The organism is Rhizobium sp. P1_E6 (genome assembly GCF_056405875.1).
On the sequence record NZ_JBFUBG010000128.1, the window covers coordinates 1 to 12,445 of the forward strand.

The window sequence follows — 12,445 nt, forward strand, 5'->3', positions numbered from 1 at the left end:
CCACCATACCGCCACCGTCGCCGGTGCAGGTATGGGCCGATGTCGCCGAGAAATAGGCGCGGCCGTAACCGCCGGTCGCCAGAACTACCATCTTGGCGGCGAAGCGATGGATCGTGCCGTCGTCGAGGCACCAGGCGATGACGCCGGTGCAGCGGCTGCCGTCATCCGACATGATGAGGTCGAGCGCAAAATACTCGACGAAGAATTCCGCATTGTTGCGCAGCGACTGGCCGTAGAGCGTATGCAGGATGGCGTGGCCGGTACGGTCGGCAACCGCACAGGTGCGCTGCACCGGCGGGCCTTCGCCGAAATTCTGCATGTGTCCGCCAAACGGGCGCTGGTAGATCTTGCCTTCCTCGTTGCGCGAGAACGGTACGCCGTAATGCTCGAGTTCATAGACCGCCTTCGGCGCTTCCATGGTGAGATACTGCATGGCGTCGACATCGCCGAGCCAGTCGGAGCCCTTGACGGTGTCGTAAAGGTGCCACTGCCAGCTGTCCGGCGTCATGTTCTGCAGCGAGGCGGCAATGCCGCCCTGAGCCGCAACCGTGTGCGAGCGGGTCGGGAATACCTTGGTGATGCAGGCCGTGCGGAAGCCCTGTTCGGCCATGCCGAGCGTGGCGCGCAGGCCGGCGCCGCCGGCGCCCACGACGATCACATCATAGGAGTGATCGACATAGGTATAGGCCTTCCCATTCTGAGCGGGTGAAGACGGTGCCATGATACGGTTATCCTACGAATGCGATTTTCAGAATGGCGAAGATACAGAGGCCGGCGACCACGATCGCGAAGAAGGTGTTCAGCATCAGGCTGATGATCTTCAGTCCTTCGCCATGAACATAATCCTCGATGATGACCTGCATGCCGAGCTTCATGTGAATAACGCCGGAGATGACCATCAGGCCCATGACGACGGCGACGAACGGGTTCGAGAGGGCGCGAACCACGTCGGCGTAAGGCGCGCCGGCATAGACGATCATGAAGATGACGAAGAAGATCATCAGCGGAACGTTGGCGACGGCCGTCAGGCGCTGGCGCCAGAAATGATCGGTGCCTTCCTTGGCGGAGCCGAGGCCACGAACCTTGCCCAGAGGAGTACGCATATCCATGAGTGCGACCTTCAGAAGCGAATGATGAAGCCGATCACCCAGACCAGCACGGTCAGACAGAGCGATCCGATGATATTGGCGATGGCGAGCTTGGTCGAGAATTCCTTCTCGAAGCCATATCCGAGGTCCCACATGAAATGGCGGAAGCCGCCAAGCAGGTGGTGCATGAGCGCCCAGGTATAACCGAGCAGGACGAGCTTGCCGATGATGCTGCCAAGCACCCAGTTGGCCCAGTCGTAATAGGCCTGGCCGGTAGCGGCTGCGATCAGCCACCAGACAATCAGCAGCGTGCCGAAGTACAGAGCGCCACCGGTGATGCGGTGAACGATCGACATGACCATGGTGGGAATAGGCTTGTAGATTTGCAGATGCGGCGACAGGGGCCGGTTTGTCACATTCGCCATCAGAACCTCGCGGCGTCTTCTCTAAGCTCCCGGAGCGCGGAGCGTACTCAGTCAACCACACGAATGACAAAATTCTGTGTGCGTTGCATCAATCCCGACGTTTAATCACCGAACCCCCTGACGACAAGCATAATTACAGCCTGCTTTTAATTTAATCGATTCGCGTTACCGGGAAGTTTCAAGCCGGGAAACTCGCCTCTCTCGCTCAATTTTTGGGCCGAGCGCACGCCTGCGTGGACAAGATCCGCCTTTTGGCGCAATCTCACGTTAACGATTTGTTAGCGTTTCGGAGTTTGGTCCATGTTTCGCAGTCTGTCCAAGACCACCCTTGCCCTCCTTGCGGTGCTGGCAGCACTTCCCGCCGCAGCAGGAGAGCGCAACTTCGATCATCGCTTTCCGCGCCATCACGGCTTTAATGACGGGTTTTTTCTCGGCAAGCGCACCCATTGGGATAGTGGCCTGCACTTCACACGCGACAATGTCATCCGCCATCGTCCACGCAGCCCTTTTCTGAAGCAGTTCAACTATCCGGGAACAATTCGCTACGGTCACAGCAACATCATCGTCATTGCGTCCCAGCCGCAGAGCTATGATCAGAATTACGGGAGCAACGGCCTCTACGCCGGGTCGTCCTATGCCTATCAGACGGACGGTGGGACCTATGTCGGCGGCGACAGGTACTATCGTCTGGCTGCGCGGGAACACAACCTTGCCCCGAAGGCTAAGGTCATCGATGTCGGTATTGCCGATGACCCCTGCTCTTATGAGGCCAGTGTCTGTGTCATCCGACCCTAAGGCCTGAATCGCCAGACCGTCGTCTTCTTGACCTCGCTGTCTTCAAGCGCCCGGGTGACGGGCACTTCATGGACGGCGCAGAATTCCAACCTGTCCTTTGGCAAATAGGCGCGCCCGGGATCGCCGACCAGCACGTCCTTGCCCTCGGCTGCGAGCGTCTCGAACCACGGAACCAGCGCTTCGGCGAAAGCCCTGTCGTAGAAGACATCGCCGGCGAGCACGACATCCACATCGAGGTCTCGCCCGATAAGATCGGTCCTGTCGAAATCCAGCAGGACCGAATTAGCGGCTGCATTCACGCGCACCGCCGTCTGCGACCATGGATCGATATCCGCGGCCATCACTTTGACAGCGCCAGCCTTGCTTGCCGCAATTCCAACCAGTCCCGAACCGCTTGCAAAATCGAGCACCCGCTTTCTTGCGACCGTTTCGGGGTGATCGAGAACATAGCGCGCCAGCCCCTGCCCGCCCGCCCAGGCAAATGCCCAGAAAGGCGGCGGCAGGCCGATCGCCTCAAGCTCCTCTTCCGTCTTCAGCCAGAGCTCATGGGCTTCGCTGGCCAGGTACAGCCGGATTTCCGGCACATGCGGCGGCGCAATCAGGCTGGTATTGGCGCGGATGAAGCTTTCCGGATCGGTCTTCAAAGCTGCTCAGCGCGGCGGGTTGTCAAAACCGCCCATGCGGCAGACCTCGGCCCATTCGTCCTCCGTCACCGGCTGGACTGATAGCCGCATGGAGGTGACCAGCGACATCTTGGACAGCTTCTCATTTGCCTTGATGTCCTTCAGCGTCACAGGCTTCGGCACATCCATGACGGCGCGGATATCGACGCAATCCCATTTAGGATCGCCCTTCGCCGTCGAATCCGGATGCGAGAGCGCACAAACCTCGACAATACCGACGATCTCCAGCCCATCATTGGAGTGGTAGAAGAAACCCTTGTCGCCGATCTGCATTGCCCGCATGTTGTTGCGCGCAAGGTAGTTGCGCACACCGGTCCATTCAGTGCCCTTCTCGCCAGCTGCCTTCTGCTGTTCCCAGGACCAGGCCGCGGGTTCGGATTTATAAAGCCAATGCGCCATCCCGCTTAAGCCTCCGGCTTGTTGAAGACCCAGTTGAAAGGCTTCACCTCGACGCTTTCGAACAGGCCGGCGAGTGCATAGGGATCGGCAGCGCCGAGTGCCTTGGCATCATCAACCGTTTCGGCATGGACGATCACGAGGCTGCCGTTGGGCTTGCCTTCCGTATCGAGGAACGGGCCGGCCATGGCAAGCTTGCCTTCGGCATTCAGCTTGTTGAGATAATCGAGATGAGTCGAGCGCGTCTCCATGCGCACATTGAGATGGCCGGACTTGTCCTTGCACAGAAGGGCGAAAAGCATGTCTGTCTCCTATTCGGTCGTAATCGGACGTGTCATCAATTGTTCGATGGCTTCGGATATGCCGAGCTTGCCTTCGATGATCGCTGAAACCGCATCGGTGATCGGCATCTCGACGCCGAGTTGCTCTGCAAGCCGGGAGGCAATCGCCGCAGCAAAAGCGCCTTCCACCAACTCGCCTCGGGAAGGGTCCACCTTTTCGCCGCGCCCGAGCGCAATGCCGAAACGCAGGTTGCGCGACTGATGGCTGGTTGCCGTCAGCACCAGATCACCGAGGCCGGAAAGCCCGCGCGCCGTATCGGCATTGCCGCCCTTGGCAACAATGAAGCGCGACATCTCGGCAAGCCCGCGGGCAATCAGCGCGGCGCGGGCCGAATCGCCGATGCCGCTGCCTTCGACGATGCCGCAGGCGATCGCCAGCACATTCTTCAAAGCGCCACCAAGCTGCACGCCGATGCGGTCGTCGGAGGCATAGAGCCGGAAGGTGCGGCTCGAAATCGCCTGCGCCAGGCGCTCGGCAACCTGCATGTCGGCCGCAGCGATTGCCATTGCCGTCGGCAGCCCCTTGGCGATATCGGCGGCAAAGCCGGGTCCGGAGAGCACGCCAACCGGATGATCAGGCAATTCGTGCTCCAGCATGTCGGTCAGAAGTGCACCGGTCTGCCGTTCGATGCCTTTGGCGCAGGTGACCACAACGGCATCCTTAGCCAGATAAGGACCATATTGCCGCGCGGCATCCGCCTGCGCCTGCGAGGGCATGGCAAAGAGCACGATGCCGGCATTGCCGATCGCATTCGCGTCAGCCGAAAATTCCAACGATTCCGGTAGCGGGATGCCGGGCAGTACCGCATCATGCAGCCGCTCGGTTTTGAGATCGTCAATCAGCGACGGATCACGGCCGACGAGAACAGCTGAATTGCGCCCGGTCAGCGCAATGACAGCGGCAAGCGCCGTGCCGAAAGCGCCCGATCCGACGACGGCGATGTGTTCGCTCATGCCTTGGCTCCCCGCTTTCCGAATCCGATCAAGGTCTCGGCCTTTGAATCGAGCGGCCAGCGCGAGCGCGGCTGTACATCGAGATCGTCGGGAGAAACACCCTTCGCCATGCGCTCCAGTCCCGCCCAGGCGATCATCACCGCATTATCGGTGCAGAGATGGAGCGGCGGCGCAATGAAGCGGAAACCGTTCTTGTCGCAGAGCGCTTGCAGCGTGCTGCGGATTTCCTGATTGGCAGCAACGCCCCCGGCAACCACCAGCGCCGGCTTTTCCGGCAGATCGGCAAACTCCGCCTTGAACCGCTGCAGACCGCGCCCGATGCGGTCCTTCATCGTGCGCGAAATCGCCTTCTGGAAGGAGGCGCAGATATCTGCCACATCCTGATCCGTCAGCGGCGCGATCTCGGTCGCAGCCTGCCGCACGGCCGTCTTCAGGCCGGAAAAGGAAAAATCAAGCCGCGCCTCGCCGACCAGCGGCCGCGGGAAATTGAAACGATCGGCATTGCCGTTCTTTGCCATTCGCTCCACCGCCGGGCCGCCCGGATAAGGAAGGCCGAGCAGCTTGGCCGTCTTGTCGAAGGCTTCGCCCAGCGCATCATCGATGGTCGTGCCCCAACGCTCGTACTCGCCGACGCCGCGCACGAGGATGAGCTGCGTATGGCCGCCGGAAACGAGCAGCATCAGATAGGGAAAGGAAAGTCCATCCGTCAGTCGCGCCGTCAGCGCATGACCCTCGAGATGGTTGACGGCATAGAGCGGCTTTCCGGCCGCCTTGGCGATCGCCTTGCCGGTCATCAGTCCGACGAGCAGCCCCCCTATCAGGCCGGGTCCCGATGTCGCCGCGATCGCATCGACATCCGAGAGCGACACATTGGCGCGCTTCAACGCCTCCTCGATAAGCTCGTCCAGCGCCTCGACATGGGCACGTGCGGCAATTTCGGGTACCACGCCGCCATAGGCGCTATGCTCGTCCAGCTGGGAAAGAACGACATCCGACAGCACGTTGGAGCGACCTGCCGCATCACGCTCGACGACCGCAGCAGCGGTCTCGTCGCAGCTTGTCTCGATGCCGAGGATACGCAGAAAGGGAGCCATGAAACCTGTTCGTTGATTGCGATAGGGGTTAAACCCGTTTACGAGAACTCCGGTAACAACGGATCAAAGCGGATGCAAACAAAACCTTTCCGGATCGGTACGCGCGGCAGCCCGCTGGCGCTCGCACAGGCCAACGAAGCCCGCGAACGGCTGATGGCAGCCCATAATCTGCCGGAAGAGATGTTCGAAGTCGTCGTGTTGACGACCAAGGGCGATCGCATCACCGACCGTTCGCTGGCGGAGATCGGCGGCAAGGGGCTTTTCACCGAAGAGCTGGAAGATAAGCTCGTCGCCGGCGAACTCGATTTTGCCGTGCATTCCACGAAGGACATGCCGACCACCCTGCCGGAAGGTCTCTATCTCTCGGCCTATCTGCCGCGCGAGGATATCCGCGATGCCGTGATCGGCCGAACCGCGCCGAAGCTGATCGACCTTCCGCATGGCGCAACCGTCGGCTCGTCCTCGCTTCGCCGTCAGGCGCTCATCCGCCGCATGCGGCCGGATATCAAAGTCATCACCTTCCGTGGCCTCGTAGAGACGCGCTTGCGCAAGCTGCAGGAAGGCCAGGTCGATGCGACGCTTCTGGCGCTTGCCGGCCTCAAGCGCCTCGGCAAGGTCAACGTCATCACCGATATCCTTGACCCCGATAATTTTCCGCCCGCACCGGCGCAGGGCGCGATCTGTCTTGAAAGCCGCATTGGTGACAGCAGGATCGACGACCTGCTGGCACCCATCAACGATACGCCGACCTTCGACACCGTCTCCTGCGAGCGTGCCTTTCTTGCCGCCCTCGACGGTTCCTGCCGTACGCCGATCGGTGGTTATGCCGTTTGCGAAGGCGATCAGATCAGGTTCTCCGGCCTTATCATCACGCCGGATGGTCGCCACCAGCATGCGATCACCATCGACGGGAACCGCCGCGATGCGGCAGCACTCGGCACCCGCGCCGGACAGGACGTGCGCGAGAGAGCGGGCAGCACCTTCTTCGAGGACTGGAGCTAGGCCCACATGCGCGTGCTTGTTACCCGTCCCGCGCATTCGGGCGAGCGAACCGCTCAACGTTTGCGCGAACTGGGTCACGAACCGTTGTTGCTGCCTCTCGCTCGGCCCGTTTACGACCCGCAAGCGGCCCGATTGGCTCTGGAAAAAACCGCCGGGCCAGTTGCCGTAACGAGTGCGGAAGCCATGCGGACGCTTGAAGCTGTAGGCCCAGCACTCCAGCCTCACCTCTCCCGCATCCTCTTTGCCGTCGGCGAGGCGACGGCGGATGAGGCACGCAGGCTGGGTTTCAATTCTGTCACGGCCTCGTCGGGCAGCGGCCGTGAACTTGCCGAGCTGATCGGGGCAAGCAATGCTGACGACCTCCTCTATCTCGCCGGCAATCCGCGCGCCGAAACTTTCGAAGCGAGACTGGTAGAACTCGGACGGCACTTCTCCGTGCTCGAATGTTACCGGATGGAGCTAGTCGCACCTGATCCGGAGACCGTAGCGGCACTTCTCACAAACTATCCTCCGGACGCGGTTCTTTTTTACTCTCGCCAGACGGCCGAAAATTTCTTTCATATCCCGCAGGTAGAGTGGCTCTTGCTGCAAATGCCCAAAATCCGTCTCATTTGCCTCAGCAAAACTGTTGCGGAGACCATCCCGCCGAGCTTGGGAAGAGCGCTGGAGGTTTCGCCGATGCCGGATGAAAAAAGCCTTTTGTCGCTGCTTTGAAGGCTTTAGCCGCCCAAATTTGATCTAACCTCTTCCCTTAATTACCATCCCTGTCTAGTTTCGTTGCGATGCAGGATAATGAGGACCTCATGGTATCGGGAAATCCGCCACGCCACTCGAAGAGTTCCGACGAACCGGTCACGATCGACCTGGACGCGCAGGACTTCGCCTCGGCAAACGATCCCGAAAAATCTGCCGAAGAAGCTGCGCAAGCTGCCGCCGGTGATGCACCTGTTGCCGAGGCAGTAGCGGTCGCCGAGGCTGGTGGCGAACCGCTGTCGGAACATGAGAGCGAACGGGCCGCGAGCGCACAGGAAGAACCTTCTGCGAAAGAGCTTCCGCCCGCAGAACCGGTACAGCCGGCCCCGCCGCAGAAAATTGCGGCAACGTCAGGCCTGATTGCCGCCGGCATCTTTGGCGGCCTTGTCGCCCTGCTTGGCGCTGGCGCGATTCAATATGCCGGTTATCTGCCGGGCTCCTCGACCCCGCAGACGAACTTTGCCGAAATGGCTGACCTCTCGGGCGAGATCGAAGGCCTCAAGCAATCTGTCGCAGGTCTTGCCGCCAGCCCGACACCTGCAGCCGATAACAGCGCCCTTGAAAAGCGCGTCGCGGCTCTCGAGGCGACACCTCAGACACCGGCATCCGGCGCCTCCACCGGCTCGACCGATGTCGACGCACTCAACCAGAAGATTGCGGATCTGACCGCTCAGATCGATCAGTTGAAGACGAGCATTGCGCAGGTCACCGAACAGCAGGCTTCCAACGGCGCCGACATGTCGAACCGACTCGCCGAAGCCGAAAAGAAGTTGAACGAACCGCGCGAGGACGTTGCTGTCGCCCGCGCCATTGCCGCCGCAGCTCTGAAGGCCGCGATCGATCGCGGCGGACCTTTCACCGCCGAGCTCGATACGTTCGCAGGCGTGGCGCCCGATGATCCTGCCGCAACCGATCTGCGCGGCTTTGCCGAAACCGGCGTGCCCTCACGCGCCGAGCTGATCCGTCAGGTTCCCGATGTCGCAACTGCAATCGTCGATTCCGTCAGCCAGCCAGATCCCAACGAGAGCTGGTCGGACCGGCTGATGTCGAGCGCCAAATCACTGGTCACGGTACGCCCTGTCGGCAATATCGAAGGCGAAAGCGTAGAAGCCATTGCCGCGCGCATGGAGGACAAGGTGAAGAACGGCGACCTGCCCGGCGCATCGGCCGAATGGAACAGCCTGCCAGCGACAGCAAAACAGGCCTCAGCCGCCTTCAAGCAATCGCTTGAGGCCCGCATCCGCGTCGAAGACCTTGTCAGTGGCGCAGTCTCCAAGGCCGTTTCCGGCACCGGCAAGGAAGGATGAGCATGGTTCGCCTGGTTATCTTCGCGCTCCTCGTCCTCGCTCTCGCTTATGGTTTTTCCTGGCTTGCCGATCGCCCCGGCGATCTGTCGCTGATCTGGGAAGGCCAGATCTACCAGACCAGGCTCATCGTCGCGGCAAGCGCCATCATCGCGCTGATCGCAGCCGTCATGGTGGCCTGGTGGTTCGTCCGCCTCATCTGGACCTCGCCGCATTCGGTGACGCGCTATTTCCGCGCCCGCAAGCGAGATCGCGGCTATCAAGCCCTGTCGACCGGCCTTATTGCCGCCGGTGCGGGCAATTCCTTGCTTGCCCGCAAGATGGCCGCCCGTTCGCGCGGCCTCATTCGCGCTGACCAGGAACCGCTGATCAATCTTCTGGAAGCGCAGGCCGCCCTCATCGAAGGCCGCTATGATGAAGCACGCTCAAAGTTCGAGGCCATGGCTAACGATCCCGAGACGCGCGAGCTCGGCTTGCGCGGTCTTTATCTCGAAGCCAAGCGTCTCGGCGCCAATGAAGCCGCCCGCCAATATGCGGAAAAGGCCGCCGACAACGCGCCCTACCTCCCCTGGGCCGCACAGGCGACGCTGGAATATCGCAGCCAGTCCGGCCGCTGGAACGACGCTATCCGTCTGCTGGAGCAGCAGAAGGCAGCCAAGGTTGTCGAAAAGGCCGAAGCCAGTCGCCTTCATGCAGTCCTGCTGACCGCCCGTGCCGACGACAAACTCGAAAGCGATCCAGCCGGCGCCCGCGACGATGCCCAGCAAGCGCTGAAGCTGTCGGCCGATTTCGTTCCCGCGGCCCTCATCGCCGCAAAGGCGCTTTTCCGCGAAGGCGGCATACGCAAGGCAGCCTCCATCCTCGAACAGGCATGGAAAGCTGGACCGCATCCGGAGATCGGCAGCGTTTATGTGCGCGCCCGCAGCGGCGATTCCACGCTCGACCGCCTGAAGCGCGCCGAGCGGCTGGAAGGCATGCGGCCGAACAATGTCGAATCCCTCCTCGTCGTCGCTCAAGCGGCGCTCGATGCGCAGGAATTCGCCAAGGCCCGCGCCAAGGCGGAAGCTGCAGCCCGCATCGAGCCGCGCGAGGCTGCCTTCCTCCTGCTTGCAGATATCGAGGAAGCGGAAACCGGCGACCAGGGCCGTGTGCGCCATTGGCTCGCACAGGCGCTGAAGGCACCGCGCGACCCGGCCTGGGTCGCCGATGGTTTCGTCTCCGACAAATGGCTTCCGGTCTCGCCGGTGACCGGCCGCCTCGATGCCTTCGAATGGAAGGCGCCCTTCGGCCAACTCGAAGGTCCGGTAGAAGAAGGTTCGACCGCCCCGCTTGAGGCGGCGCTGAAGACCCTGCCGCCACTGCGTGAAACCCGCCCGGAAAGCGTGGTCAACGACCACCGCATCATCGAGCTGGAACGCGCCGCAACGATTGCAGAAGCCGCGCGGCCTGCGCCCCTCGCGCCGGCATCGACGAAACCCGCCGAGCCGCCCGCCCGACAGCGGGCTCCTGCCACGCCCGAACCAAAACCTTTCTTTGGCGGCCTGCCGGATGACCCTGGCGTCCGTGACCCCAAGATGGAACCGGACCCCAAGACACGGCTCCGCCTTTTCTGAAATGGAACGAAAACTGCATGTTCGAACGCTTTCAGGCCTTCTTCCAGAATCTGACCGCCGACCGCCCCAAAGCAGGCTTTGCCCCGGATGATCCGCGGATTGCCGTGGCGGCACTCTGCATGCAGGTCATGGAAGCCGACGGTCAAATCAAGGACAGCGAGAAAAAGCGGCTGCGCAAGCTGTTGAAAGAGCAATATGCGCTCGACGGCAAACAGCTCGATGCCTTGATAGCCGCGGGCCTTGAAGCTGAAAGCTCGGCGGTTGATTATTTCCGCTTCACCTCCGATCTTAAGAGACATCTCAATACCGAACAGCGTCTGGAGCTGATCGGTATTCTCTGGGATATCGTCTATGCCGATGGCGAGCGCAGCGAGATGGAAGACCACGTGATCTGGCGGATTGCCGATCTCCTGGGCGTTTCTTCCCGTGAGCGTATTCAGAAGCGGCAGGAGGCGGCCGCAAGGGTTACGGACGCACAGGTGGTGCAGGATGACACTGACTGACAGAAGTATAAGACGCGACAGGCGCCCTATTCTCATCATTCTCCATCAGGAGCGCTCCAGCCCCGGTCGTGTCGGCCAGCTTCTCGTCCAGAAAGGCTATGATCTCGATATCCGTCGCCCCGCCCTTGGCGACCCCTTGCCCTGCACGCTTGAGAACCATGCCGGCGCAGTGATTTTCGGCGGCCCGATGAGCGCCAATGACCCGGACGAATTCGTCAAGGCGGAGATCGACTGGCTGGAAGTGCCGCTTAAGGAAAATCGCCCCTATCTCGGTATTTGCCTCGGTGCGCAGATGCTGGCCCGCAATCTCGGCAGCAAGGTTGCCGCCAACAATGACGGATCCACGGAGATCGGCTGGTATCCCCTGCATCCGACCGAAAAGGGCAGGCTCTTAATGCGTTGGCCGAAGATGGTCTATCACTTCCACCGGGAAGGATTTGAATTGCCCTATGGTGCGGAGTTGCTGGCAACCGGCGACGCCTATCCCAATCAGGCCTTCCGCTATAACGGCAATGCCTGGGGCCTGCAGTTCCATGCAGAGCTGACGCGGGTGATGATGCACCGCTGGGTCGTTCATGGCGCCCAGCGCTTCATCCTGCCGAATGCGCAGCAGGGACGCGAGCATCTGGAAGGCCGCATGCTTTTCGATGCACCTCTGAGAGCCTGGCTCGATGGCTTTCTGGACATCATCTTCGAAGGCAAGTCGATAGCGACTGAAGCCGCTACGCCGCTTTCCGCGTAGGCGCGTCCAGCGTATCGATCTTCCTGAGCTTCGGAAAACTGGTTGCCCAGATTGCGGCAACGGCGAGCGTGCCGACACCGCCGATGATGACGGCCGGGACGGCGCCGAAGACCGAAGCCATGGTGCCTGCCCTGAATTCTCCAAGCTCGTTGGAAGCACCGACGAAGACTGTATTGACGGCGTTCACGCGGCCGCGCAGATGGTCCGGCGTCCAGAGCGCGATCAGGCTTTCGCGGACATAGACGGAAATCATGTCTGCTGCCCCCATGATGGCGAGCGCAGCAATCGAGACCTCGGTATTCGTCGACAGGCCGAACACGATCGTGCCGAGGCCGAAGAGTGCCACGCCGATGAACATGTAGATCCCCGCCTTATGCTTCAGCGGATAGGCGGCAAGAAAGATCGCCATGATGATGGCGCCCACGCCCGGCGCCGAGCGAAGCAGACCGAGGCCCCAAGGCCCGAGTGTCAGGATGTCACGCGCAAAGATCGGCATCAGCGCGGTGGCGCCGCCGAGCAGGACGGCGAAGAGATCAAGCGAAATCGCCCCGAGCACCACCTTCTCCTCCCGGATATAGCGAAAACCGCCAAGGATCATGTCCCAGTTCCTGGCCTCTCCGATCGTCTTCTGCGGCGGTTTGGGGATCATGTAGAGGAGGATCGCACCGAGTACCGAGAAGATCACGGCGGTGGCATAGGCCGTCGATGCGCTAATGCCATAAAGCAGGCCGCCGATGACAGGACCGGTAATT

The 12,445-nt window shown here is 61.3% G+C and carries 16 protein-coding genes; 7 read left to right on the plus strand and 9 right to left on the minus strand.

Annotated elements, in window-relative coordinates; translation table 11 throughout:
* From AC1D35_RS32430 to sdhC, 3 genes are all read right to left on the minus strand, one after another.
* The coding region (locus AC1D35_RS32430) for an FAD-binding protein (protein WP_477941936.1) at window positions 1-721 on the minus strand (721 nt) is incomplete at its 3' end.
* A gap of 7 nt (window positions 722-728) precedes the next feature.
* Window positions 729-1,109 carry a succinate dehydrogenase, hydrophobic membrane anchor protein gene (gene sdhD, locus AC1D35_RS32435; RefSeq protein WP_113299173.1) on the minus strand — a complete coding sequence of 127 codons (381 nt, stop codon included), beginning with the start codon at window positions 1,107-1,109 and terminating at the stop codon, window positions 729-731.
* A gap of 11 nt (window positions 1,110-1,120) precedes the next feature.
* On the minus strand, window positions 1,121-1,513 hold the full coding sequence (gene sdhC / locus AC1D35_RS32440; protein ID WP_113308276.1) for a succinate dehydrogenase, cytochrome b556 subunit: 393 nt from the start codon (window positions 1,511-1,513) through the stop codon (window positions 1,121-1,123).
* 300 nt (window positions 1,514-1,813) lie between these two features.
* On the opposite strand from sdhC, the gene AC1D35_RS32445 reads away from it, so the two are divergent.
* A complete protein-coding gene (locus AC1D35_RS32445) occupies window positions 1,814-2,308 on the plus strand; it encodes a hypothetical protein (RefSeq protein WP_113308277.1) in 495 nt (164 codons plus the stop codon).
* Here the strand turns inward: AC1D35_RS32445 and AC1D35_RS32450 are convergent.
* Genes AC1D35_RS32450 through tsaD form a run of 5 tightly spaced genes read right to left on the minus strand, consistent with a single transcriptional unit; the run spans window position 2,305 to window position 5,776 of the window.
* A complete protein-coding gene (locus AC1D35_RS32450) occupies window positions 2,305-2,952 on the minus strand; it encodes a class I SAM-dependent methyltransferase (protein ID WP_477852258.1) in 648 nt (215 codons plus the stop codon). The two genes, AC1D35_RS32445 and AC1D35_RS32450, sit on opposite strands and share 4 nt — an antisense overlap.
* A gap of 6 nt (window positions 2,953-2,958) precedes the next feature.
* Entirely contained in the window at window positions 2,959-3,390 is a 432-nt protein-coding gene (locus AC1D35_RS32455) for an EVE domain-containing protein (protein ID WP_113308724.1), read from the minus strand.
* 5 nt (window positions 3,391-3,395) lie between these two features.
* Complete coding sequence (locus tag AC1D35_RS32460; protein ID WP_113299651.1) at window positions 3,396-3,689, minus strand: YciI-like protein; 294 nt, start codon at window positions 3,687-3,689, stop codon at window positions 3,396-3,398.
* 9 nt (window positions 3,690-3,698) lie between these two features.
* Window positions 3,699-4,682, minus strand: a complete 984-nt coding sequence (locus AC1D35_RS32465; protein WP_113308723.1) for an NAD(P)H-dependent glycerol-3-phosphate dehydrogenase — start codon at window positions 4,680-4,682, stop codon at window positions 3,699-3,701.
* The gene (gene tsaD / locus AC1D35_RS32470; protein ID WP_113308722.1) at window positions 4,679-5,776 is read right to left on the minus strand and encodes a tRNA (adenosine(37)-N6)-threonylcarbamoyltransferase complex transferase subunit TsaD; all 1,098 of its coding nucleotides are present in this window, start codon (window positions 5,774-5,776) and stop codon (window positions 4,679-4,681) included. The genes AC1D35_RS32465 and tsaD overlap by 4 nt, the downstream gene beginning before the upstream one ends.
* 72 nt (window positions 5,777-5,848) lie before the next feature.
* On the opposite strand from tsaD, the gene hemC reads away from it, so the two are divergent.
* The 6 genes from hemC (at window position 5,849) to AC1D35_RS32500 (ending at window position 11,693) form a co-directional block, all read left to right on the plus strand.
* Window positions 5,849-6,778 (plus strand): hydroxymethylbilane synthase, encoded by a 930-nt coding sequence (gene hemC, locus AC1D35_RS32475; protein WP_113308721.1) that lies wholly within the window; start codon window positions 5,849-5,851, stop codon window positions 6,776-6,778.
* A gap of 6 nt (window positions 6,779-6,784) precedes the next feature.
* Window positions 6,785-7,492, plus strand: a complete 708-nt coding sequence (locus AC1D35_RS32480; protein ID WP_113308720.1) for a uroporphyrinogen-III synthase — start codon at window positions 6,785-6,787, stop codon at window positions 7,490-7,492.
* Between the two features lie 68 nt (window positions 7,493-7,560).
* Window positions 7,561-8,838, plus strand: a complete 1,278-nt coding sequence (locus AC1D35_RS32485) for a COG4223 family protein (RefSeq protein WP_477852260.1) — start codon at window positions 7,561-7,563, stop codon at window positions 8,836-8,838.
* Window positions 8,839-8,840: 2 nt separating this feature from the next.
* Window positions 8,841-10,448, plus strand: a complete 1,608-nt coding sequence (locus AC1D35_RS32490; RefSeq protein WP_113308718.1) for a heme biosynthesis protein HemY — start codon at window positions 8,841-8,843, stop codon at window positions 10,446-10,448.
* A 17-nt stretch (window positions 10,449-10,465) separates the two neighbouring features.
* Complete coding sequence (locus AC1D35_RS32495) at window positions 10,466-10,951, plus strand: tellurite resistance TerB family protein (protein WP_113299644.1); 486 nt, start codon at window positions 10,466-10,468, stop codon at window positions 10,949-10,951.
* Window positions 10,938-11,693, plus strand: a complete 756-nt coding sequence (locus AC1D35_RS32500; RefSeq protein ID WP_113308717.1) for a glutamine amidotransferase — start codon at window positions 10,938-10,940, stop codon at window positions 11,691-11,693. Before AC1D35_RS32495 ends, AC1D35_RS32500 begins: the two co-directional genes overlap by 14 nt.
* On the opposite strand, the gene AC1D35_RS32505 is transcribed toward AC1D35_RS32500, so the two are convergent.
* Window positions 11,674-12,445, minus strand: a 772-nt coding sequence (locus AC1D35_RS32505; protein WP_477941944.1) for an MFS transporter, incomplete at its 5' end; no start/stop codon positions are given. The two genes, AC1D35_RS32500 and AC1D35_RS32505, sit on opposite strands and share 20 nt — an antisense overlap.